Origin of the sequence: Patulibacter americanus DSM 16676 (assembly GCF_000420025.1) — a bacterium.
GTDB lineage: Bacteria > Actinomycetota > Thermoleophilia > Solirubrobacterales > Solirubrobacteraceae > Patulibacter > Patulibacter americanus.
The window spans coordinates 269,073-292,252 of record NZ_ATUD01000003.1; the positions used below are offsets into that span (position 1 = coordinate 269,073).

Sequence of the window (23,180 nt, forward strand, 5' to 3'; positions counted from 1 at the left end):
ACCGCACGAGGAGCCGCACCATGACGCAGCGCATCATCGCCGGATACGTCGACACGCCGGGAGGGCGCGACGCGCTCGCGCTCGCCGTCGCCCTCGCCGACCTGTCCCCGGACACGGAGCTCACCGTCGCCCGGGTCTACCTCTACAACCCGCCGGTCGAGACGGAGCCGCCCTCGGGCTGGCGCAAGGCGCTGCGCGAGACCGCCGAGGCCGACCTGGGATGGGCCCGGGAGCGGTACGGCACGCGCGAGCGCACGTCGTTCACGGCCGCCTGCGGCGTCTCGCCCGCCGACGGCCTGCACCGGCTGGCCGACGAGCTGGGCGCCCAGGCGATCGTCACCGGCGTCAGCCACCGCAAGGGCGCGGGCCGGATCCTCGACGGCAGCGTCACGGAGCAGACCCTGCGCGGCGCCCCCTGCGCCGTGGCGATCGCCCCGGTCGGCTACGCGGAGGGCGCGCCGCACCCCGCCCGCACGATCGCGGTGGCGGTCAACGGCTCGGACGAGTCCTCCCGGGCGCTCGAGGTCGCGGGGCGCATCGCCCGCAAGAGCGGCGCGCCCCTGCGCATCCTGGGCGTCGTCGAGCAGTCGGCGGTCTGGTACAGCGGCTACATGGGCCCCGGCGCGGGCAACGACGTGCGCGAGTTCGTGCGGCAGGACCTCGACCGCGCCCGGGAGCGCGTCACCGGCGTGGACGACGTGCGGGTGAGCATCCTCGAGGGCGAGCCGTCCCGCGCGTTGGGGCAGGCGGCCGGCGACGCGGGCCTGCTCGTCCTGGGCTCGCGCGGCCACGGGCCGCTGCGGCGCGTGATCCTGGGCAGCGTGAGCGCCCGGCTGGTCCGCGAGCCGCCGTGTCCGCTGCTCGTCCTCCCGCGCGGCGCGGCGCACGTGCCGGGCGAGGACGACGACGAGACCTCTGCCGGCCAGACGCCGGGGGCGGCCGCCGGGGCCTGAGGCCCACCGGGTCCCTCCGGATCGCGCCGGGGCGCCCCCTCAGGCCGCGGCGGTCACGCGGCCGGGGACGACCGCCCCCGCCGGCAGCACGAGCACCGGGCAGGCGGCCCGGCGGACCACGCGGGACGACACGCTGCCGAGCAGCAGGCGCAACAGCGGGCCGTTCCGACGCGAGCCGACCACGAGCAGGTCGGACGCCCGACCCAGGCTCAGGATCTCGTGGACCGGATCGCCCTCGTGGAGCTGGCGGGCGACGCCGGGAACGCCCTGGACGGCCGCGACGACGTCCGTGAGCAGGTCGCGGGCACGGGCCCGGACGTCGCCGGGGCCGCCGACCTCGCCGAACCCGGGGTGCGGGTGGCGTGTGTCGACGACCCCGAGCACGGTCAGGTCGGCTCCGAGGTCGTGCGCCACGACGCCGGCGCTGAGCACGGCCTCACGCCCTGCGGCGGTGCCGTCGAACGCGACGCCGATCCGGCCGATCGGCCCGTCGGCGTCCGGGGTGGCCACCGCGACCGCGCACGGCGCCCCGTGCAGGCTCGCCTCGGCGTCGCTGCCCAGGATCACCCGGCCCGCGCCGCGTCGGCGGCTGGCGCCGACGACGATCAGGTCGCACATCGTCTCCTGTGCGGTGCGGTGCAGCGCGGGGGCCACCCGGCCCGCCGGCGCCACGAGCTCCACGTCCGGGCGCCCGGCGAGGAGCTCGCGGGCGGACCGCAGGACGGGGTCGGCGGCGACGCGGGCGGCCTCGTCGCCCCGACCGGACGGCGTGACGTGGGCGACGACGATGGTGGCGTCGGGCTCGCCCAGGGCCCGGGCGAGGCGGAGCGCGGCCACCGCCTGGGCCGAGCCGTCGAACCCGACGAGGATCCGGTGGTACATGGGGTTCTCCGCGTTCGTTCCCGCGGTGTGCGGGCGTCCCATCGACGGTAGAACGCGGGGCCCACGGCACCAATCGGCCGCATCCGCAGACCTCGTGCGGGGAACTACCGAGCGCTCGGCGGCGCTCCGTAGTTTCCCCGGACCGCCGTGAGGGCGGCCCCGGTGCCCCGACAGGGGCGACCCGGGTACCGTGCCGGGGGATGCCGAGCGCCGAGGCCGACGCCCCCACCGCCCCCGCGAGCGTGCGGATCGCGCTCGCCGACGACCACGAGGTCGTCCGCAGCGGGCTCCGGCTCGTCCTCGAGGGCGAGCCCGACATGGAGATCGTGGCCGAGGCCGCCGACGTGGAGTCCGCGACGCGGATGGTGCTCGGGCACAAGCCCGACGTCCTCGTGCTCGACCTGAACATGCCCGGCGGTTCGAGCCTGCCCGCGATCCCGCAGATGCTCGCGGCCTCGCCCGGCACCGCCGTCGTCGTGCTCACGATGCAGGAGGACCCCGCCTTCGCCCGCGAGGCGCTGCGGGCGGGAGCGCTCGGCTACGTGCTCAAGGAGGCGGCGAGCACCGAGCTGGTGCAGGCGATCCGCCTGGCGCTGACCGGCGGCACCTACCTGCATCCGTCGCTCGGCGCCAAGATCGCGGCGGCCCCGGAGCGCTCCGGCCCGCCGGACGACCTCTCGGCGCGCGAGCTCGAGGTCCTGCGGCTCATCGCCCTGGGCCACACGAACACCGAGATCGGCGCCCAGCTGTTCCTCTCCGTCCGCACGGTCGAGTCGCACCGCGCGCACATCCAGCAGAAGCTGCGGCGCACGACGCGCGCCGAGCTCGTCGCCTACGCGCTCCAGCACGACCTCATCGGCTCCGGGCGCAGCAGCGCCTGAGGCGGCGGCTCAGGCCGCGCCGGCACGACGCGTCGTCCCGGCGCGCGGCAGCGCGGCGGGGAGCACGAGCACCGGCAGCGCGGCGTGGCGCACGGGGTCGGCGTCGGGCAGCGCCACGCCGACCCGGCGCGCGGGACGGTCGGTCCCCACGGCGCTGAGCCCGGCGTGCGCCACGGCGGCGAGGACGGTCGCGGCGTCGCCGGCGCGCACGCGGCCCTCGCGATCGAGGCCGGCGACGGCGATCTCCGGCCGGCTCCGATCCTCGTCGGCGTAGCCGCGCGGGGCGACGGCCACGGCGCACGGGGCGCCGCCGAGGACCTGCTCGGTGACGCTGCCCACGAACGTGCGGCCCACGGGGCCGGTGTGGCTGCGGCCGACCACCAGGACCCCGGCGCCGGTCTCGGCGGCGACCCGCTGCAGGGCGGCGCTGACCGTGACGCCGCGGCGGACCACCGCATCCACCTCGGGGCGATCGCCCAGGAACCGGCGCGCGCCCTCCAGGCGGCGCTCGGCGTCGGCGCGCAGCGCACCCTCGTATCCGTCGGGGAGCGCACGCAGGGCCGGGGCGGCCGGATCGTGCGGATAGGCCGCGACCACCGTGATGTGGGTGGGCACCCGGGCGACGTCCGCGAGCACGCCCGCGAGGGCCAGGGCGTCCGCGCCTCCGGCGTTGCCGTCGTAGCCCACGACGATGTGGTCCTGCACGTTGGTGCTCCTCTCGGGGGTCGGGGAACGGGGGGTACTCCACGGTAGGTCAGGTCGGCCGGTGCATCATCCGGGTGCCCCGCGGGCCCCGTCCGTAGAAGTCCGCAACGCCATTCCGGGCTTTGCCGCGCGCCCGCGCGTGCCCGCCCGTCCGGCACGCGCTCGCCCCGTCCGGCACGCGCTCGCCCCGTCCGGCACGCGCTCGCCCCGCGCCGGCACGCGCTCGCCCCGCGCCGGCACGCGCTCGGCTCGCGCCGGCACGCGCTCGGCCGCGCCGGCTCGCGCACCGGACCCCGCCGGTGGGGTCCGTCAGGCCGGCGTGCGGACCGCCACGAGTGCCGCGGCCTCGTCGGCGAAGCGCTGCACGGCGGCCCAGTCCGTCAGGTCGTGGTTGCGGGAGGTGTCCGTCGGCAGCCCCTGCTTCCTGGCGATCCGCCGCATGAGCCACCGCGTCGGGAGCGCGTAGTCGCGGTACGGGAGCGCCCCGGCGATGCACGCCCTCGCGTCCGGGCGGACGCCGGTGGCCTCCAGCAGCGCGTCGACCCAGCCCCCGACCTTCGCCCGGCCGTCCGGCGTCGGGTCCAGCGCGGCGAGCGAGACGGAGAAGAGGGCGACGCGGCGGCCGGCGAGGCCCTCGGCGTGCCGGCGCATCCACGCGACGAGCGGGGCCTGGTGGCGCTCGGCGTGGATCGATCCGCCGAGGACGACGAGGTCGTAGCCGGCGGTCGACGCCGGGGCGTCCTCCACGTCGCGCACGTCGACGACGACACCGGCGCCGCGGAGCCGGTCGGCGACCGCCTCGGCGATGCGGCGTACGTGGCCGTGGGTGCTGGCGAAGACGAGGAGGCAGGTGGGAGCGGTCATGGGGTCTCCGGGGCTCGGTGGGTCCGCCCACCTTCCCGCGGGGAGCGGCCCGCCACATCCGCACGACGGGCGGGTCCGCGGCCGGGGGACTACGGAGCCCGTGCACGCGGCGGCCCCCGCCGCCCAGGAGATAGCGTGTCCGACTGCGGCGGACGGCATTCGCCGCGCACCCACGACCTTCGAGTCCGAGGCAGGCCGACAGCCCCCATGAAGCTCATCTACACCTACACCGACGAGGCGCCCGCGCTCGCGACGCACTCCCTCCTCCCGATCGTGGAGGCGTTCGCCGGGAAGGCGGGTGTCGAGGTCGAGACGCGCGACATCTCGCTCGCCGGCCGCATCCTGGCCCAGTTCCCCGACCTGCTGCCGGAGGACCGCCGCGTCCCCGACGCGCTGGCCGAGCTCGGCGACCTCGCCAAGACGCCCGACGCGAACATCATCAAGCTGCCGAACATCAGCGCCTCGATCCCGCAGCTCAAGGCCGCGATCAAGGAGCTGCAGGACGCTGGCCTCGCCGTCCCGGACTACCCCGAGAACCCGTCGACGGACGAGGAGCGCCAGGCGCGCGCCGCGTACGACGCCGTCAAGGGCAGCGCCGTGAACCCCGTCCTGCGCGAGGGCAACTCCGACCGCCGCGCCCCCGCCTCGGTCAAGAGCTTCGCCCAGAAGCACCCGCACTCCATGGGCGCCTGGTCCAAGGACTCCAAGTCCCACGTCTCCACGATGGACGACGGCGACTTCCGCCACTCCGAGACGTCCGTGACGCTCGGGCAGGACGACGACCTGCGCATCGAGCACGTCGCCGCCGACGGCACCGTCACCGTGCTGAAGCAGTCCACGCCGGTCAAGGCGGGCGAGATCTTCGACGGCGCCGTCATGCGCCGCGAGGCCCTCGACGCGTTCCTGCGCGCCCAGATCCAGGACGCCAAGGAGCAGGGCGTTCTCTTCTCGCTGCACATGAAGGCGACGATGATGAAGGTCTCCGACCCGATCATCTTCGGCCACGCCGTCCGCCAGTTCTTCTCCGGCGTGTTCGCGCAGTACGGGGACGACCTCGCCTCCGTCGGCGCCGACCCCAACGACGGCCTCGCGTCCGTCCTCACGGCGCTGGAGAAGCTGCCGCAGGACAAGCGCTCCGCGATCGAGGCCGCGATCACGAAGACCTACGAGGACGCCCCGTCCGTCGCCATGGTCGACTCGGACCGCGGCATCACGAACCTGCACGTCCCCAGCGACGTCATCATCGACGCCTCCATGCCGGCGGCGATCCGCACATCGGGCCAGATGTGGAACGCCGCGGGCGAGCTCCAGGACGCGAAGTACGTCGTCCCGGACTCGAGCTACGCCCCGCTCTACGCCGAGACGATCGACTTCTGCCGCGAGCACGGCGCCTTCGACCCGACGACGATGGGCACGACCCCGAACGTCGGCCTGATGGCGCAGAAGGCCGAGGAGTATGGCTCGCACGACAAGACGTTCGAGATCGCCGCGGCGGGCACCGTCCGCGTCGTCGACTCCTCCGGCACGACGCTGCTCCAGCACGAGGTCGCCGCGGGCGACCTCTGGCGCGGCTGCCAGACGAAGGACGCCCCGGTCCAGGACTGGGTCCGCCTGGCCGTCGACCGCGCCCGCGCCACCGGCGCCCCGGCGGTCTTCTGGCTCGACGAGACGCGCGCCCACGACGCCGAGGTCCTCACGAAGGTCCACCGGTACCTGGGTGAGCTCGACACGGACGGCCTGACGATCGAGATCAAGAACGTCGCCGACGCGACGCGCTACACGCTCGACCGCGCTCGCCGCGGCGAGGACACGATCTCCGTCACCGGCAACGTGCTGCGCGACTACCTGACGGACCTCTTCCCGATCCTCGAGCTCGGCACGAGCGCGAAGATGCTCTCGATCGTCCCGCTCATGCAGGGCGGTGGCCTCTTCGAGACGGGCGCCGGCGGCTCGGCCCCGAAGCACGTCCAGCAGCTCGTGAAGGAGAACCACCTGCGCTGGGACTCCCTCGGCGAGTTCCTCGCCCTGGCGGTCTCCCTCGAGTTCTTGGCGGACAAGACGGACAACCCGCGCGCGGGCATCCTGGGCCGCACGCTCGACGCCGCGACGGGCACGCTGCTCGAGAACGGCAAGTCGCCGTCTCGTCGCGCCGGCGAGCTCGACAACCGGGGGAGCCACTTCTTCCTCGCTCTGTACTGGGCGCAGGAGCTGGCGAAGCAGACGGACGACGCAGAGCTGGCACAGGCCTTCGGCCCGATCGCCGAGCGCTTGGCCGCCGACGAGGAGGCCATCGTGTCCGAGCTGGCCGCCGTGCAGGGGCAGCCCGTCGACCTCGGCGGCTACTTCTTCGTCGACCGCGAGAAGGCGACGGCCGCGATGCGCCCAAGCGCCACGCTCAACGCGGCGATCGACGCCGTCTGAAGCTCGGGGGTTCGTCGGCATTGCGCCGACGGGCCTCCCGAAGGCGCGGTGGGGCCCGCCCGTGGCGGCCCCGCCCCACCGCGCGGTCCGCGGCTCAGCGGATCGTGACCGGCACGCCGGGCGGGAGGCGCCCGGCGAGCCACCGCACCGCGCCGTCCGACAGCCGGACGCAGCCGTGCGAGGCGGCGACCCCGAGCGGGCCGCCGATGCCGTCCCGGCCGTGCAGGGCGATCTGTCCCGGCCCGCTCGCGAACTCCTGCAGGACCGCGGAGCGGGCGCTCGTCGCCAACGCGAACGGCCCCGCGGTGCGGCCGCCGTCGAGGCGGACGTTCTCCTCGACGAAGTACGCGCCCCGCGGCGTCGGGGTCGCCCGGTCGCCGACGGTGGCGGTCCAGTGGCGCACCCGCCGTCCGGCGCGGTAGGCCGAGACCCGCCGCGCGTCCACGTCGACGACGACGTGCCAGCCCGTCCTGCCCGGGCGGGTGCGTGCGGCGACGATCCATCCCGTCCGGGCCGTGGCGGGAGCGCCGAGGGTCCGGCCGGGCAGCCGCACCCGCAGCCACGGCGCACCCCGGGCGTCGACCGCGTGGGCCAGCACGGGCAGCACGGTGCGGGCCTCCGTGATCGGACGGCGGGCGGTCACCCGCACAACGGCCCGGGAGCCCCGGGCCGGGCGCGCCCGCGCGACGTGCGCGGCGACGACGGCGACGGTCTCCTGCGAGGGCGGGATCGCGGGGGCGACGATCACCCCGCGAAGCCCGGCGGGGTGCGCGGCCGACGGGACGGGGAGTCCGGCACGGCCGCGCGCACGGGGGCGCAGGAGCGGAACCGCAGGCGCAGCGAGGCGGCCCGCGTGCCGTCGGCGTAGAAGACCCGGGCGGTCACGCGATGCACGCCGCCCGCCGTCACGATGCTCGCCCGGAACGGGGCGCGCGTGCGGGTGCGAATCGTCCGGTCGTCCAGGAAGAAGACCACCCGACGGATGGAGCGTCCGGTGACGACGACGGAGAACCGGCCGCCGACGCAGCGGCTGGTGCCGTAGCGCGCGATGCGGGAGGAGGTGGTCCGCGGCGTGGTGGTCAGGATCGCGGAGCCCCGGCCCGGGGGGACGGCCGGCCCGGCAGCGGGTGCCGGGGCGCTCCCGTCGGCCGCGCCGTCGCCCGTCCCGCCGCCGCCGGGGCCCGTCCCGCCGCCGTCGCCGCCACCCGCGCCCGCGGAGGATCCGGGTCCGGTGCCGGGTGCGCAGCGGGCGGCCGAGACCGTGTCGTTGATCAGGGTCACCCCGCCGGTGCGGGCCAGGAGCCGGCCGCTCACGTTCACGCCGCTGCCCAACGAGATGGAGGTCTGCGCGAGCAGGTTCCCGACGAAGACGGACCCGGTGCCGAGCGTGGCGGAGCTGCCGACCTGCCACGTCACGTTGCACGCCTGGGCGCCGTTGACCAGCACGACGCGGCTGGCCGTCGCCGTGGTGAGGGCCGACGCGGTCTGGAAGACGAAGACGGCGTTCGGGTCGCCCTGGGCGTCGAGCGTGAGCGCGCCGGTCAGGGCGAGATCGGCCGGCGCGCGGTACACCCCGGGGGTGAGGAGGAGTCCTCCGAGCTCGCTCGGGACCGCCACGGGCGGGGTGCGCCCGGCGGCATCCGAGTAGGCGGTGCCGAGGTCGGTCTGGGCCTGGCCCGCGACCGCGTCGGCGGCGTGCACCGTCCCGTTGATCGTCGCCTCCGGACCGCCGGTGATGGCCGTGCCCGGGCTGACGCCGACGTTTCCGTTGATCGTCGAGGGCCCCGTGTTCGTGACCGCCGACCCGGCGAGGACGGCGAACGGGTCGGCCGTGCCCAGCCCGACGGGGGCCTGGGCGGCGAGGGCGGGTGATGCCGTCAGCAGCATCGCGGCGGCCGAGACCGCCAGCGCCGAGCCGGCGACGCGGCGTCGGGCACGCCGCGGGGCGGGCGAGGTGGTGCGGGTGGGGCGCATGCGGGGACCTCCGGGGTCCGGGCGGACGCGCCGCTGCGGCGCGTCGAGGTGGGGGAGTGCCGACCGCATCGCCGAAGTTGTCGACCCGAGAAGCATGTCCGGTATAGCATGCTTTCCAAAGCATGAAACCGAGAACTGGACGACTGCATGAGTGGTGACACCGAAGCGTCCCCGGGGGGTGCCGCGCCCGGCGAACCCACGTGGGGCTTCCTGACGAACCACGCGCAGGTGCTCCTCGCCGTGGCTGCAGATCCCGACGCCCGGCTGCGCGAGGTCGGGGAGCGCGTCGGCATCACGGAGCGCGCGGCGCACCGGATCGTCACCGAGCTCGAGGGCGCCGGCTACCTCGTCCGCGAGCGCGTCGGCCGGCGCAACCGCTACACGGTCAACCCGCACGAGCCGCTGCCGGACGCGATGGTCCGCGACGGCCGCGTGGGGGCGCTCCTCTCGGTGCTGGGAGTCGTGGACGTACTCGAGGACGAGGGGCGCGACGGAGGGTGAGCGGCGGGCGCCGTGGCCGCCGACGCCGCGGATCCCGGCCCGCGGACCCGGGGTGTGGTACTTGCGCACGCAACTAGTCCGCGCTACGCTCGAGGGGTCGAGCGGCCCGCGTCCGGTGGCCCGACGAGCACCGAGCGGGCGCGAGGAGCAGCCGTGAGTCAGACCGACACCCACCCGCCCACCGAGCGCCCGCTGCCCGGCCTGCCTGCCGGCCGGCCCGGCCTCGGCGCCGTCCACCTCGCGGTCACGGACCGTGCCCGGGCGCTCGCGTTCTGGCAGGGCGTCCTGGGCCTCGAGCTGCTGGACCCGGACGCGCACGAGCTGCGGATGGGGGCCGGCGGGCGGGAGCTCGTCGTCCTGCACCCGGGGGCGGCCGGTCCGGTCGCCGCTCGCCGGACCGGCCTCTACCACCTGGCCATCCACGTCCAGACGGACGAGGAGTTCGCCCGCGTCCTGGGCCGGCTGTTCACCCGCCGCTGGCCCAACGCGCCGACGGACCACTGGTTCACGAAGACGACGTACCTGGACGACCCGGACGGCAACGGCATCGAGATCGCCCTCGAGACCCCGGAGCGCGTGGGCCGCCTGGACTACTCCGAGAGCGACTACGCGGTGATCGACGCGGACGGGATCCGCCGCTCCGGCCGCGATCCGCTCGATCTCGAAGCGGTGTTCGCGCACCTTCCCGAGGACCGCGACGTCGACCGCCCGATGCCCGCCGGCACGACGGTCGGCCACATCCACCTGCACGTGAACGACCTCGACGAGGCGATGGCGTTCTACGCCGACGGCCTCGGGCTCGACCCCCACATGTTCGCCCGCGGCATCGGCATGGCCGACACGACCGTCGACGGCTGGACGCCCCACCTCGTCGCCTTCAACGTCTGGCACGGTCGCAACGCGCAGCGGCCGCCGGCCGACACGGCGGGCCTGCGCTTCTTCACGTTCGGGCTGCCGGGCCGCGAGGCGCTCGGCGCTGCCGTGGAGCGCCTGACCGCCGCGGGCCACGACGTGCGCCGGGCCGAGGACCGCGAGGGGGCGTACCGGGTGGCGGACCCGTCGGGCAACGCCCTGCTGCTCACGGTGCGCGAGGGGCGGGACGCATGAGCGCCCCGGACGAGCGGGCGGCCCCGGACGAGCCGGCGGCCCCGGACGAGCGAGCGGCCCCCGGCGCCCAGGGCGGCATCACCCCGCGCACCCGCGCGGCCGACCCGATCGACCCCGGTGCCCGCATCGGCCACGTGCACCTGCGCACCGCCGACATCGACCGGGTCAAGGCGTTCTACGTCGACGTCCTCGGCTTCGACGTGGTGAGCGAGGCGCGCGACGTGCCGGGCTGGGGGACCACGGGGGACATGCTCTTCCTCTCCGCCGGCGGCTACCACCACCACCTGGGCTTCAACACCTGGAAGTCCCGGGGCGGCGGACCGCAGCCGGACGGCGTCACGGGGCTCCACCACGTGGCGATCGCCTACCCGACCCGCCGCGGGCTGGCGGACGCCGTCCGCCGCCTGCGCGCCGCGGACTGGCCGCTGCGGCAGTGGTCCGACCACGGCACGCACGAGGCGATCTACCTCTCCGATTCCGACGGCAACGACCTCGAGCTGATGTGGGACCGCCCGGTCGAGGGGTGGCCGCTCGACGGCGCGGGGCACCTCGAGGGCGCCTTCGGGCCCGACATCGACCTGGAGGAGCTCCTGAGCGAGCTCGACCGCCCGGCGACCTGAGCGGGCGGAGGACCGGGGCGGCGGCCGGAAGCGCTTCGGCGGCCGGTCCACCCCTCGCGCCCGCCCGGCTCTCCCGGCGGGCGCGCGTCCCGCGGGTCAGTCCGCGGCGGCCGCCGTCGCGTTCGCGACCTCGAGCATCTCGTCGACGGAGACGAGCTTCACGCGCGGGCGGCCCTGCGGCTCGCCGAGCGCCTGCTCGTGCTCGTCGATCCGCTTCCAGGCGGCGAAGTCCACGTGCTCGGGGCGCCGCTCGGCCACGAGTGCGGCGACGTCCTCGTCGCGCTTGGCCGGCGTCGGCAGCAGGCCCTCGGCGACGTCCTGCAGCAGCATCGTCACGGTGTCGGTGGCGCACTTCTTGTTCGTGCCGATGACGCCGGACGGGCCGCGCTTGATCCAGCCCGCCGTGTAGACGCCGGGGATCGGCTCGGCCGTCTCGGGGTCCATGACGCGGCCGTCGAGGTTGTTGATCGTCGCCCGCTCGTCGTCGAACGGCACGTCGGGCAGCGGGCGGCCGCGGTAGCCGATGGAGCGCAGGACGAGGTCGCAGGGGATGACCTCGGTCTCGTTCGTCGGCCGTGCGGTGAGCCAGCCGTCGTCGTCGGCGACGAGCTTGTTGCGGACGACCTCGATGCCCTCCACGCGGTCCTCGCCGACGATCTTCACGGGGGAGAGGAGGAACCGCAGGACGACGCGCCGGCGCTTGCCCTCGGGCGTGCGCGTGGAGTACTCCGTGGCGATCTCGACGTTCTTCTGCTCGCGCACGTCGGCGCCGTCACGGGTCAGCCAGGCACGGGACCCCTCGTCGAGCGCGACCTCGGCGGGGTCGACGATCACGTCGGCCTCGGCCATCTCGCCCAGCTCGCGGAGCTCGGGGTTCGTGAACGCCGCCTGCGCGATGCCGCGGCGGCCGAGGACGACGATCTCCTCGATGTTCGACGCCGCCAGCGCCTCGATCGCGTGGTCCGCGGTGTCCGTCTCGCGCAGCTCGTCCTCCGTCAGCGCGAGCATCCGGGCGACGTCGACCGCGACGTTGCCGTTGCCGACCACGACCGCGCGCTTGCCGGTCAGGTCGAACTGCAGGTGGGCGGCGTCGGGGTGGCCGTTGTACCAGGCGACGAAGTCCGTGGCCGGGTGCGATCCGGGCAGGTCCTCGCCGGGCAGCCCGAGCCGGCGGTCGTGGGACGCGCCCGTCGTGTAGATCACGGCGTCGTGGCGCTCGGCGAGCTCGTCGTGCGTGACGTGCGTGCCGATCTCGACGTTGCCGAAGAACCGGAAGCCGTCCTTCTTCGCGGTCTTCTCGAAGACGCGGATGACGGACTTGATCTTCGGGTGGTCCGGGGCGACGCCGAAGCGCACGAGACCGTACGGGGCGGGCAGGCGGTCGAAGAGGTTGACCTCGCAGGCGACGTCCTTCTGCGCGAGCAGCTGGCCGGCGGCGTAGAAGCCGGCGGGGCCGGCGCCGACGATCGCCACCTTCAGCGGGCGGACGGGGGTCTCGTTCTGGTCGCTCACGGATGCTCCTCGGGGGGCTGGCGGGCCGGGCCGCTCCGCGCCGGGGCGGGGAGGCGGCCGCGTGTTCGGTCGCCCTTCCATCGTACGGCAGCCCGTCGCGGGGGCGGCGTGCGCGGCGGCCTCCGCCACCCGGCGGTGGTGGGACATCCACCCTTGCGGTGTACCCCGCGTGCGGCGTACGGTCGGCCATGGCGTTCGTCCAGGCGACCCCCACCACCGACGCCCCGGCCGCGCACCGCCGGACCGCCGGCCGGCTGCTCGTCCTCGGGCTGCTCGCGGCGCTCGCCGCCGCGGTCGCACCCGCGGGAGCCGGTGCGCACGGCCTCGCGGAGGAAGAGGCGGAGGCCAAGGCCGCGACCCGCGCCGTGCGACCACAGGCGGCGACCCCGGGTGCCGCGGGACTCCGGGCGACGGCGGGTACCGCCCCGCCGGCGTCGTACCTCCCGGCCCCGCCGCCGGCCGGGCCGGCGTCCGTGCCCGCCGACGCGCTGCGGGCCGGGGTGGGCCGCGCCGACCTGACCCCGCCCAAGGTCGGCTACTTCCTCGGCGGCTGGACCCGGGCGGACCGGGTGGGCCGCGGGGTCTCGACCAGGCTGACGGCGAGCGCCCTCGTGCTCGAGCGGGGCGGCCGGCGGATGGCGCTGGTCTCCATGGCCGACTTCGCCGTCCCCCAGGGCCTGCAGCAGGCGGTGGCCACGAAGGTGGCCGACCTCGGGCTGAGCGAGCGCACGATCGTCCTCTCCGCCACCCACACCCACTCCGGGACGGGCGGCTACGCGAACGAGTCGACCCTGAACACCGCGGCCCCCGGCCTCGAGATGATCCTGTCCGACCCGACCAGCCTGGCGGGGCTGATCGCCCCGTCCCCGGCCGACCCGCAGCTCTACACCTTCATCGTCGACCAGATCGCCGCAGCGATCCGTCGGGCCGCGGCGACGATGGGCCCGGCCGCGGCCGCGTGGGGCCACACGGAGCTGCGCGGGCTGACCCGCAACCGCAGCCTCCCGGCACGCCTGGCGGACTTCGACACGACGGATCCGGCCAAGGTCCCCTACGAGCGGACGATCAACGCGAACGTCGACGTGCTGCGCGTCGACCGGCTGACCGGCCCGACCTGCACGGACGAGGTCGCGCGCGCGGCCCGGTTGGCGGGCGAGGCCCGGGAGCGGGCCGACGTCGCCGCGCGCCGCGCCACCGAGGCCCGGCGCGCCGCCGAGGTGGCCGGCCGGCGGGCCGCGACGACGCGTCGCCGGGCCGCGGTCGCCCGGCGCAAGGCCCGCACCTCCGCGCGGACCGCGACCAGGGCCCGCCGGGCCGCCCGACGGGCCCGGGCGGCGGCCACGCCCCGCCGCGGCGTCCGCTCGACGGCCGCGTCCCGCCGCCGCGCCCGGAAGGCTCCCGCCCTGCGCCGGCGGGCCCGCGTCGCCGCCCGCCGGTCGCAGCGCCTCGGGGTGCGCGCGCGGCGGTACGCGCAGACCGCGCGCCGGGACGCGGCGGCGTCGCGGCGCCTCCGGGACGCCGCCGGCCGCCTGGCGACGACCGCGGACGAGCTCGCCGCGGGGGCGCGCGAGTCCGGGCGTGCCGCGGAGCGCGCGGCCGACCAGCCGTGCGCGAAGGACGGCCGCATGCCGATGGGGGGCTGGGCGAACTTCGCCAACCACGGCACGGTCGTGAAGGCGGAGTTCGGCCTCTACAGCGCGGACCACGGCGGCGTGGCCGCGCTGCAGTTCGAGACCCACGTCCGGGCCGCGGCGGGGGTGCCTGCCGACCAGCCGGTGATCGGCGTCTACGGCAGCGCCGACCAGGGCGACCAGTCCGCCGGGATGGACCACCACGGACCCGCCGGCGCCGACCTCGTCGGGCGCACGGAGGGCGACGCGTTCTTCCGCGCGTGGCAGGACGCCGAGGCCCGGCTCAGCGCCACCCCCGAGTTCGACGTGGAGTGGACGCGATTCTGCTTCTGCGGGCGCGCCACGAGCGACGGTGGCCGCGTCGCGAAGCGGCCGCAGATCGGGGTCCCGTTCCTCACGGGCTCCGAGGAGGGCCGCGGCCCGCTCTACGACATCACCCGGATCTCCTTCGAGGGCTGGAAGGGCCTGCCCCTGGACCCCGCGCACGGCAACAAGCTGGTCGTCCCCATCGGCACCTGGTCCGAGGCCTCTCCCATGACCCTCGCCCGGATCGGCGACGGCGCCATCGTGACGGTGCCCGGCGAGCCGACGATCGGCGTGGGGGAGCGGGCGCGGGCGGCGGTGCTCGAAGCCGCCAAGGGGGCCGGCGTCCGGCGCGTCACCGTCGCGGGCCTGGCGAACGACTACCTCAACTACATCACCACCCCGGAGGAGTACGACACCCAGCAGTACGAGGGCGCCTCGACGGTCTTCGGCCGGCACCAGGGCACGTTCCTCACCGACCGCGCCGGTGAGCTCGGGGCGGCGCTCGCCGGCGCGGGCGGCGGGCTCGAGGAGCGCCCCTACGACGCGTCCAACGGGGTCCGGGCCGACGGCCCGGCGTACCCCGCCGGCGCCGCGGCGGGCCGGGTGCTCGCGCAGCCCACCGACGTCGAGCGGCTCGGCCGCGCCACCGTCTCCTGGTCCGGTGATCCGACGGGCGCCGACAAGCCGGTCGACACGGCGTTCGTGACGGTGGAGCGGCGTACGGACGCCGGCTGGGTGGCGGCCGACAACGACCTCGGCGTCGCGATCGCGTGGCGCGTGGGGGAGGACGGCCGGCACACCGCGACCTGGAACCCGCCGGAGAACGCCCCGCTCGGGCGCTACCGCTTCGTCGTCACGGCCCGCGGCTACGCCCTGACCTCGGCGGACTTCGGCCTCGCGCGCAGCACGGCGCTCGAGGTCCGCCGCCGCGACGCACCGGAGGGGAAGGCCGCCGTGCAGGTCGGCTTCCCCGTCCCCGAGCTCAACGTCGACCTCATCGCGCGCCCGTCGATCCTCGGGGCCGGGACGGTCGCGTTCCGGGTCGGCGGTCGCGAGGTCGAGGTCCCCGTCGGCGGCGACGGCGTGGCGACCGTCGACGCGCCGGTGGGCTCCGAGGTCGTGGTGCCGGCGGGCGGCGTCCGCGACCCGGACGGCAACGTCAACGGCTCGGCGGTGACGGTGCGGTGACGGGCGGTCCGGGGGCTACCGCGGCCGGCGCTCGATGAGCCGCAGCCAGATCTCGGTGCGGGTGGGGAACACGGGGGTCGCCTGGTCGATGAGGGCCAGCGGCACCCGGGCGGTCACGGCGATCGTGGCGGCGTGCAGGTGCTCCGCCACCGCGGCGCCGACGAACGTGGCACCGACGAGGACGTCCGCCGTGCGGTCGACCACGAACCGCGTCGTCCCGCCCGCGTCCTTCCCGACGAAGCTCGCCCCGGCGTTGCCGTCCGAGGGCACGTCGACCGCGACGGCGTCGATGCCGGCGGCGAGCGCGTCCTCGAGCGTCAGCCCGACGGCCGCGACCTGCGGCTCCGTGAACGTCACCCGCGGGCTCTGCGCGCCGTCGGGCTCGTGGGGGCCCAGCGCGGAGGACGCGTCGCCGAGCACGTGCGCCGACGCCACGCGCGCCTGGCGCTTGCCCTGGTGGGTCAGGAGCGCGCGGCCGTTCACGTCGCCGACGGCGTAGAGCCACTCCCGGCCGCCGACGCGCAGGTGCTCGTCCGTGCCGAGCCACCCGTGCTCGTCCGGGGCCACGCCGACCGCGTCGAGCCCGAGGCCTGCCGTGTTCGGCGCGCGGCCCGCGGCGACGAGCAGCTCGTCCGCCTCGACGTGCTCCCCGCCCTCCAGCACGACGACGGGACGGTCGCCGCTCCGCGTTGCCGACACGACCTTCACGCCCGTGCGCACGTCGATCCCCATCGCCCGCAGGCCCTGGGCGACCTCCTCGCCCGCGTAGGGCTCCTCCTTCGCGAGCAGCCGCGGGCCCTGCTCCAGCAGGGTCACGCGCGCGCCGAGCGACGCCCAGGCCACGGCGAGCTCGGCGCCGATCGGCCCGCCGCCCATGACGGTCAGGGTCGCGGGGACCTCGTCGGCGGTCGTCGCCTCGCGGTTCGTCCAGCCCGCGGCGTCCCGCAGGCCCTCGACGGGCGGGAACGCGGGGCTCGTGCCGACGGCGATGACGACGGCGCGCCGGGCCACGATCCGCTCCTTCGGCCGCTCGGCGTCGGCGTCGGAGACCTCGACGGTGCGCTCCGCCGTCAGGACGCCGCGGCCGCGCACGAGGCGGATGTCGCGCTCCTGCAGCCACGGCAGCTGCGCGCTGTCGTCGAGCTCATGGATCACCTCGTCGCGGCGGTCGAGCACCACCTGGGGGTCGAGCGTGCCGTGGACGAGCTCGCGCACGCCCGGGACCCGCTGGGTCTCGGCGAGCAGCTCGACGGGCCGCAGCAGCGCCTTGGAGGGCATGCAGCCCCAGTAGGAGCACTCGCCGCCGACCAGCCGGTCCTCGACGAGCACGACGTCCAGGCCGCCCTCCGCCAGGCGGCCCGCGGCCACCTCGCCCGCCGGGCCTGCGCCCAGCACCACCACGTCGGCCTCTGTCTCGTGCACGTGCTGCTCCTCCATCGGGTCGTCGCGCCGGATCCGGGCGACGGGCGGCACCGGGCCTCCCACCGACCATTCGTAGCGGATCGCCCGTCGGACTCGCCCCCGGCGGGATCCGGACGGTGCACGCGCGGGGAGCGACACGCCGCACGGGGGGCCGGGGCCGTCGACGGGGTGGCGACGCGCGGCATGGGGCAGAACGACGGACGCCGCCCGGGGAGGGCGGCGTCCGTGGGTGCTGCGGTGGGGCCGGCGCGGCCGCCGGCCCGGGCCTACTTCAGGCCGCGGAACGTGGTCCAGGTCTTGCGGGACCCGCCCGTGCTCGACTTCAGCCCCGACTTCCACTGCTCGTCGGCGGCCTGCGGGTCGCGCAGCTGGTACCAGACGAACGAGCGGACCTTCTGCTTCTCGGCGATGGCCCACGCGCGCTTGAGGTACGAGGACGCCTTCGACGTCGAGACCTTGTCCTTGCCCGTGGTCTTGTACGCGAACTCGGTCAGGTAGATCCGGCCGGCGGCCGAGGAGGACAGGCGCTTGGTCTTCGCGGCCTTCTTCAGGTCGGACTTCGCGTAGCCGAGGTTGGCCTGCGTCCAGTCGTCGCGGTCCTTGCGCTTCTTGCGCGGGTCGGCCTTGAAGTCGTACGTGTGGAGCGAGACGCCGTCGGCCTTGACGGTGTAGGTCTTGGTGCTGCCCTTCGCCTTCCAGCTCGACGTCAGGCCCAGCACGTCGCGCGTGAACTTGCCGGCGTCGACGGACTGCCCGTTGGGGTAGTTCCTCGAGAGCTCGCGGTCGTACGGCAGGAGCTCGCCGAAGAGGATCTTCGCCTTCGGATCGACCTTCTTGATCTCGGTGTAGGCGATGTTGTGGAGCTTGCGGTAGAGCGCCGCGCCACCGCGCTTCGGGATGTGGCGGTACCAGTTGGGCTCGTTGACCGGGGCGTAGTAGATCGTCGCGCCGGTGCCCTTGAGGCTGACGGCGAGCGTCTGGATGTACGTCTTGTACGCCGAGGACGAGATCTTCGATGCGGCCGTCGGGCCCTTCTTCTTGCCGCGCGGGTTGAAGGACTCGTCGCCCGAGATGTTGGGCGAGACGACGGCGGTCTTGATGCCGTTGCCGACGCCCTGCTCGATGGCGGCGCGGATCTGGGCGACCTGGCCGCCGTCCGGGGACGACGACTTGCCGTCCCACCGGGTGTTGAAGCGGAGCATCCCGACCTTCGCCGCCTTCGCGTCCGTGAAGAACGCCGAGGCGAGCTCGGGCTTGTTGACGGTCATCTCCTGGTCCTGCAGCCCCTTCACGACCTTCGCGTTCGCGGCGCCTGCGGGCAGCAGGACGAGTGCGGAGGTGGCGGCGGTGGCCAGGGCAAGTGTGGCTCGGTTGCGAGTCATGTCCCTATAAGACACCCCGCGGAGCGAAAGGTATCGGTGTGCATCCGAAATTCCAGGTTGCCGCCGGCATCGCTCCGGGGGCCGGGGTGCACGCATCGTCCGTCGTCCACGGACGATGCGACGGACGGAGGCCGGCAGGGACGGGACCGCCGATCGTCGGGTTCGTGCAGCGCCGGTCCTGTGCGCACCCGCACGGGGCTACCCTGGATGGGATGTCCTCCGACGCCGCGTCAGTCCCGCACCAGTCCGCGGCCGTCCTCGCCGCGGACGCCCTCGGCGTCTTCGTGCGCGCGATGGCCGGGATGGAGGAGGCCACGCCGGAGAGCGCCAGCTTCTACAGCGGCCTCTGCGAGGCCGTCTGCTCCGCGGTCAACGTCGACCGGGCCGTGATGTTCCTCTACGACGAGGGCCGTCGGCGCGTGCGCCCGGTCGGCGCCTACCGCATAGACCGCGACCGCTTCCCGCCCGAGGGCGTGGCCCTCGAGGACGCCCCGCTCTCCCGCGTGGCGCTCGAGGAGGACCGCGTCGTCGACGCGCTCGACACGCCCGGTGGCGGCTTCGGCCGCCCCGACCTCGCCGAGCTGCCGGAGGGCGACCTCGCCTACGTCCCGATCGCCGCCGGCGGCAGCTGGTACGGCGTCATGGTCGTCGAGCAGACGACGGGCGAGCCGCTGCCCGCCGCGGAGCGCGACGCCCTCTGGATCGCCGGCAAGGTCGTCGCGTTCGCCGCCGAGGCCCGCCGCGCGACGCGCCACCAGGAGCAGGCCCGCCAGCTCGAGCACCGGCTGACCCTCGTGCGCCAGGTGCACGAGCAGGTGATCCAGCGGCTCTTCGGCCTGGGGCTCGTCCTCGCCTCGGACGCCCCGCTCGAGGGCGAGGCCCGCGAGCGCGCCCGCGTCGAGATCGAGGCCACGCAGGCCGACCTGCGCCAGCTGCTGCACGGCCCGCGCCTCCAGACCGGCGCGCCGACGGCGATGCGCCTGGCCGAGGAGGTGGAGCGGCTCCGGCGCGCCCACGACACCGTGGAGCTGCGCGCCGACCTCGAGCCCGGCGTCGAGGTCCCGCAGTCCTTCGAGTCGTTGGCGCAGTCCGTCCTCGGCGAGGCCGTGCGCAACGCGCTCAAGCACGGCGAGCCGACGGTGCTGCACGTGACGCTGCGCCGCCTGGACGACGCCCTGGCGATGACGATCGACTCCGACGGCGCGCGCGGCACGGAGCGCGGCACCTCGGGCCTCGGGCTGCGGCTCGCGGCCGTCGAGGCGCTGCAGGCCGGTGGCCTGCTCGAGTTCGGGTCACGCGGAGAGAACGGCTGGCGGGTGCGGTTGCTCCTGCCGGCGACGGACGATCAGGAAGGCGTGCGATGACGCGCGAGGTGGGACGGACGGTGGTACTGCTGGTGGACGACCACGAGGTCGTGCACTGGGGCCTGCGGGCCCTGCTCTCGGGGCAGCCCTGGGTGGCGCGCTGCCTCAGCGCCCACAACGGCCAGGAGGCTGTGGAGCTCGCCGACCGCTACGCCCCCCACGTGGCCCTCGTCGACCTCTTCCTCGGCACGGAGTCCGGCGCGGAGCTCTGCGAGCGCCTGCGCACCGTCGAGCCGCGCACGAAGGTGCTCCTGCTCTCCGGCGCCGGCCGCATCTCGGCCGCCGCCGCGCGCGCCGCCGGGGCCTCGGGCTTCGTGCCGAAGGACTGGCCCGCCGCCGACGTCTGCCGCGCCGTGCGCGCCGTGGCCGCCGGCCGCACGGTCTTCGAGGGCACCGCCGGCCCGGCGACGCCCGCCGGCCTCAGCCCGCGCGAGCGGGAGATCCTGGGCCTCATCGCCACGGGCGCCACGAACCCCGAGATCGCCGGCACGCTGCACCTCTCGCCGCACACGGTGAAGGAGCACACGAGCTCGCTCTACCGCAAGCTGGAAGTGCGAAACCGTGCCGAGGCCGTCCGCACGGCCGACCAGCTCGGGCTGCTGTAGACCCACCCGACGGGTGGTGGCGCCACCCGCCGAGGGGGTCGAAGAGCCCGGTTCCTAGCGGGTCGTCGGGGGGGCCTGGCAGGCTGTCCTGTCGTGAGCACGCGTACCGCAGTCCTCTTCCCCGGCCAGGGCACCCCGATGGACGGGACGGGCGAGGAGGTCGCCCGCCTGCGGCCCGACCTCCACGAGGCCGTGGTGCAGGCGGTGGGGGAGGACCCCTTCCCGCGCGTGGCGGAGAGCACCCGCTTCACGCAGCCGGCGATCGTCTGCTCCTCGCTGGCGCGCCTCTCGGCCCTGGGCCTGGAGCGGCCGGACTTCTACCTCGGCCACTCGCTCGGCGAGATCGTCGCGCTCGCCGCGGCGGGCTGGATCGACGAGCGCGAGGCCCTCGTCCTCGCCGCCGCCCGCGGCGCCGCGATGGCCGACGCGGACCCGCAGCGGCTCGGCAGCATGGCCGCCGTGAAGAAGGGCGGGGTCGAGGCCGCGCAGGAGCTCGCGGACCAGCACGGGCTGGTCATCGCCTGCGACAACGCGCCGGGGCAGGTCATCATCGCGGGCACCATCGAGGGCCTCGACGCGGCGGCCGAGACCGCGAAGGCGTCGGGCAACCGCGTCCGGCGCCTCGACGTCGCCGGAGCGTTCCACTCCCCGCTCATGGAGCCCGCGATCGGGCGCCTGCAGGAGGCGATCGACGCCACGACGTTCCGCGATCCGCACACCACGGTGCTCTCGGCCGTCACGGCCGCGCCGATCGACGACCCGCCGCGCCGCCTGATCGACAGCCTGACCCACCCCGTGCTCTTCCGCCCGGCGCTCCTGGCGCTCCACGCGGCGGGGGTGCGCCGGGTGATCGACGCCGGACCGGGCGACATCGCGGCGGGCCTCGCACGCCGCACGTTCGCGGACCTCGAGGGCGAGGACGCGGTGCAGATCGACGTCCCGGGGATCCCCGTCACGGAGCCGGCGACCCAGAACGGCGATGATGCCTGACATGTCCGTGGCACCACACAACGACCTCGACGGCTCAGCGGGGGCGATCCGCGTCGCGCCGCTCGGCGTCGGCGCGGCCCTGCCCGACACCGTCGTGACCTCCGCGCAGATCGAGGAGCGCCTGGGTCTCGAGGCCGGGTGGCTGCAGAAGCGCACCCACATCGCCGAGCGCCGCATCCTCGGCCCGGGCGAGAAGATCACCGACCTCGCCCTCCTCGCGTCCCAGCGCGCGCTGGAGGACGCCGGGGTCGCCGCGACCGACGTCGACATGGTCATCGCCGCCTGCCTGCAGAGCGACGACATCGCGCCCTCCATGGCCGCGGTCGTCGCCGCCGGCCTGGGCACGAACCACGCCGGCGGGTTCGACATCTCGTCCGGCTGCAGCGGCTTCGTGGCCGCCGTCGCCACCGCGACGGGCCTCATCGAGGCCCGCCGGGCGCACACCGTCGTGGTCGTCGCCGCCGAGGCGATGAGCCGCCTGACGGACAAGAGCGACCGCGCGACCGCCGGCCTGCTCGGCGACGGCGCCGGGGCGATCGTCCTGCGCGGCACCACGACGCCCGCCGACGAGGCGCACCCGGGGCGCGTCGGCCGCTCCATCCTCGGCTCGGACGGCGCGAACGGCGGCACCGTGCGCGTCGCCACGGACCACCCGTCGATCTACGACGAGGGCGAGTTCGGCCCGGGCAAGGCCGGGCAGGTCCAGATGAACGGCTTCGACACGTACAAGACCGCGGTCGCGCGGTTCGAGTCGACCGTCCGCGACACGGCCGAGGCCAACGGCATGGCGCTCGACGACGTCGACCTGATCGTCCTGCACCAGGCCAACGGCCGGATCCTCGAGGCCGTGCGCAAGCGGCTTGAGGTGCCGGAGGAGCGCCTCGCGAGCTCCGTGCAGAGCCACGGCAACACGTCGGCCGCCTCCGTGGCGCTCGCACTCGCCGACGCACGCGCCGCCGGGCGCGTCGTCCCCGGCACCCGCCTGCTGCTCGCCGGGTTCGGCAGCGGCCTGGCGTGGGCCGGCATCACGATGACCTGGGAGGGCACCGCAGCATGAGCACCGACACGCAGGACTGGCCGCCGAAGCGCCCCGAGGACGGCTGCGCGCTCGTCACCGGCGGCTCCGGCGCGATCGGCGCGGCCACCGTGCGGCAGCTCGCCGCGGACGGCTGGCCCGTCGTCGTGCACTACGGCCGCGGCGCCGAGCGCGCCGAGGCCGTCGTCGCCGCCGTGCGCGAGGCCGGGGGCACCGCCGAGGCGATCGCGGCCGACCTCGCCGATCCCGACGCCCCCGCCAAGCTCCTGGCCGACGCGGTCGAGGCGCTCGGGCCCGTCCGCGTGCTCGTCAACAACGCCGGCATCACGCGGGACAACCTCGCGATGCAGCTGACGGACGACGACTGGCAGTCCGTCATCGACGTCGACCTGACCGCCGCGTTCCGGCTGATCCGCCCCGCGCTGAAGACGATGATCCGCGCCCGCTGGGGCCGGATCATCAACGTCTCCTCCGTGATCGCGCTCAAGACGAACCCGGGCCAGGCGAACTACGCCGCCGCGAAGGCCGGCTTGCTCGGCCTCACGCGCTCCGTCGCCGCCGAGGTCGCCCGCCGCAACGTGACGGTGAACGCCGTTGCGCCGGGCTTCATCGAGAGCGAGATGACCGCGGGCCTGCTCGAGGACCTCGTCGGCCACATCCCGGCCCGCCGCGCCGGCCGGCCGGAGGAGGTCGCGGCGACGATCCGCTTCCTCGCCTCGCCCGAGGCCGCGTACGTCACCGGCTCGACGCTCGTCGTCGACGGGGGCCTCGGCGCCTGAGCGCACCGCCCCACCGACCGTCGGGGATATCCCCCCCGGTCGGCTGAGCGACCCCGC

At 75.6% G+C, this 23,180-nt stretch carries 20 protein-coding genes; 12 read left to right on the forward strand and 8 right to left on the reverse strand.

Features of this window, described 5'->3' with window-relative positions; translation table 11 throughout:
* The first annotated feature begins 20 nt into the window (after positions 1–20).
* Entirely contained in the window at positions 21–953 is a 933-nt protein-coding gene (locus F593_RS0107700; RefSeq protein WP_022928179.1) for a universal stress protein, read from the forward strand.
* A gap of 39 nt (positions 954–992) precedes the next feature.
* On the opposite strand, the gene F593_RS27940 is transcribed toward F593_RS0107700, so the two are convergent.
* Positions 993–1,835, reverse strand: a complete 843-nt coding sequence (locus F593_RS27940) for a universal stress protein (RefSeq protein ID WP_211216159.1) — start codon at positions 1,833–1,835, stop codon at positions 993–995.
* Positions 1,836–2,035: 200 nt separating this feature from the next.
* Between F593_RS27940 and F593_RS0107710 the strand changes: the two genes are divergently transcribed.
* Positions 2,036–2,716, forward strand: coding sequence for a response regulator transcription factor (locus F593_RS0107710; RefSeq protein ID WP_022928181.1), 681 nt, complete (start codon positions 2,036–2,038; stop codon positions 2,714–2,716).
* Between the two features lie 9 nt (positions 2,717–2,725).
* Here the strand turns inward: F593_RS0107710 and F593_RS27945 are convergent, their stop codons facing one another.
* Complete coding sequence (locus tag F593_RS27945; protein ID WP_022928182.1) at positions 2,726–3,421, reverse strand: universal stress protein; 696 nt, start codon at positions 3,419–3,421, stop codon at positions 2,726–2,728.
* Between the two features lie 309 nt (positions 3,422–3,730).
* Positions 3,731–4,285 (reverse strand): flavodoxin domain-containing protein, encoded by a 555-nt coding sequence (locus F593_RS0107720; RefSeq protein ID WP_022928183.1) that lies wholly within the window; start codon positions 4,283–4,285, stop codon positions 3,731–3,733.
* A 207-nt stretch (positions 4,286–4,492) separates the two neighbouring features.
* Here F593_RS0107720 and F593_RS0107725 point away from each other — a divergent pair, with 207 nt between their 5' ends.
* Entirely contained in the window at positions 4,493–6,706 is a 2,214-nt protein-coding gene (locus F593_RS0107725; protein WP_022928184.1) for an NADP-dependent isocitrate dehydrogenase, read from the forward strand.
* A 94-nt stretch (positions 6,707–6,800) separates the two neighbouring features.
* Here the strand turns inward: F593_RS0107725 and F593_RS27950 are convergent, their stop codons facing one another.
* Positions 6,801–7,454: a L,D-transpeptidase gene (locus F593_RS27950; RefSeq protein ID WP_051160458.1), complete on the reverse strand. Its 654-nt coding sequence runs from the start codon at positions 7,452–7,454 to the stop codon at positions 6,801–6,803.
* The gene (locus tag F593_RS0107735; protein ID WP_084629730.1) at positions 7,451–8,680 is read right to left on the reverse strand and encodes an ice-binding family protein; all 1,230 of its coding nucleotides are present in this window, start codon (positions 8,678–8,680) and stop codon (positions 7,451–7,453) included. Before F593_RS0107735 ends, F593_RS27950 begins: the two co-directional genes overlap by 4 nt.
* 147 nt (positions 8,681–8,827) lie before the next feature.
* Between F593_RS0107735 and F593_RS23395 the strand changes: the two genes are divergently transcribed.
* The 3 genes from F593_RS23395 (at position 8,828) to F593_RS0107750 (ending at position 10,908) form a co-directional block, all read left to right on the forward strand.
* A complete protein-coding gene (locus tag F593_RS23395; protein WP_022928185.1) occupies positions 8,828–9,181 on the forward strand; it encodes a helix-turn-helix transcriptional regulator in 354 nt (117 codons plus the stop codon).
* Positions 9,182–9,334: 153 nt separating this feature from the next.
* Positions 9,335–10,288: a VOC family protein gene (locus F593_RS23400; protein WP_022928186.1), complete on the forward strand. Its 954-nt coding sequence runs from the start codon at positions 9,335–9,337 to the stop codon at positions 10,286–10,288.
* Entirely contained in the window at positions 10,285–10,908 is a 624-nt protein-coding gene (locus tag F593_RS0107750) for a VOC family protein (protein ID WP_022928187.1), read from the forward strand. Before F593_RS23400 ends, F593_RS0107750 begins: the two co-directional genes overlap by 4 nt.
* Positions 10,909–11,004: 96 nt before the next feature.
* Here the strand turns inward: F593_RS0107750 and F593_RS0107755 are convergent, their stop codons facing one another.
* A complete protein-coding gene (locus F593_RS0107755; RefSeq protein WP_022928188.1) occupies positions 11,005–12,420 on the reverse strand; it encodes an FAD-dependent oxidoreductase in 1,416 nt (471 codons plus the stop codon).
* A gap of 188 nt (positions 12,421–12,608) precedes the next feature.
* Between F593_RS0107755 and F593_RS0107760 the strand changes: the two genes are divergently transcribed.
* The gene (locus F593_RS0107760) at positions 12,609–15,545 is read left to right on the forward strand and encodes a neutral/alkaline non-lysosomal ceramidase N-terminal domain-containing protein (protein WP_022928189.1); all 2,937 of its coding nucleotides are present in this window, start codon (positions 12,609–12,611) and stop codon (positions 15,543–15,545) included.
* Positions 15,546–15,560: 15 nt separating this feature from the next.
* Here F593_RS0107760 and F593_RS0107765 read toward each other — a convergent pair whose 3' ends face one another.
* On the reverse strand, positions 15,561–17,030 hold the full coding sequence (locus F593_RS0107765) for a dihydrolipoyl dehydrogenase family protein (RefSeq protein ID WP_022928190.1): 1,470 nt from the start codon (positions 17,028–17,030) through the stop codon (positions 15,561–15,563).
* A 203-nt stretch (positions 17,031–17,233) separates the two neighbouring features.
* Entirely contained in the window at positions 17,234–18,349 is a 1,116-nt protein-coding gene (locus F593_RS0107770; RefSeq protein WP_022928191.1) for a cellulase family glycosylhydrolase, read from the reverse strand.
* 212 nt (positions 18,350–18,561) lie between these two features.
* On the opposite strand from F593_RS0107770, the gene F593_RS0107775 reads away from it, so the two are divergent.
* The 5 genes from F593_RS0107775 (at position 18,562) to fabG (ending at position 23,123) form a co-directional block, all read left to right on the forward strand.
* The gene (locus F593_RS0107775) at positions 18,562–19,713 is read left to right on the forward strand and encodes a sensor histidine kinase (RefSeq protein WP_022928192.1); all 1,152 of its coding nucleotides are present in this window, start codon (positions 18,562–18,564) and stop codon (positions 19,711–19,713) included.
* The gene (locus F593_RS0107780) at positions 19,710–20,318 is read left to right on the forward strand and encodes a response regulator transcription factor (protein WP_022928193.1); all 609 of its coding nucleotides are present in this window, start codon (positions 19,710–19,712) and stop codon (positions 20,316–20,318) included. Before F593_RS0107775 ends, F593_RS0107780 begins: the two co-directional genes overlap by 4 nt.
* 93 nt (positions 20,319–20,411) lie before the next feature.
* Complete coding sequence (locus tag F593_RS23405; RefSeq protein WP_157251656.1) at positions 20,412–21,308, forward strand: ACP S-malonyltransferase; 897 nt, start codon at positions 20,412–20,414, stop codon at positions 21,306–21,308.
* Position 21,309: 1 nt separating this feature from the next.
* Positions 21,310–22,365, forward strand: coding sequence for a 3-oxoacyl-ACP synthase III family protein (locus tag F593_RS0107790; RefSeq protein ID WP_022928195.1), 1,056 nt, complete (start codon positions 21,310–21,312; stop codon positions 22,363–22,365).
* Positions 22,362–23,123, forward strand: a complete 762-nt coding sequence (gene fabG / locus F593_RS0107795; RefSeq protein WP_022928196.1) for a 3-oxoacyl-ACP reductase FabG — start codon at positions 22,362–22,364, stop codon at positions 23,121–23,123. Before F593_RS0107790 ends, fabG begins: the two co-directional genes overlap by 4 nt.
* The last annotated feature ends 57 nt before the right edge of the window (positions 23,124–23,180 follow it).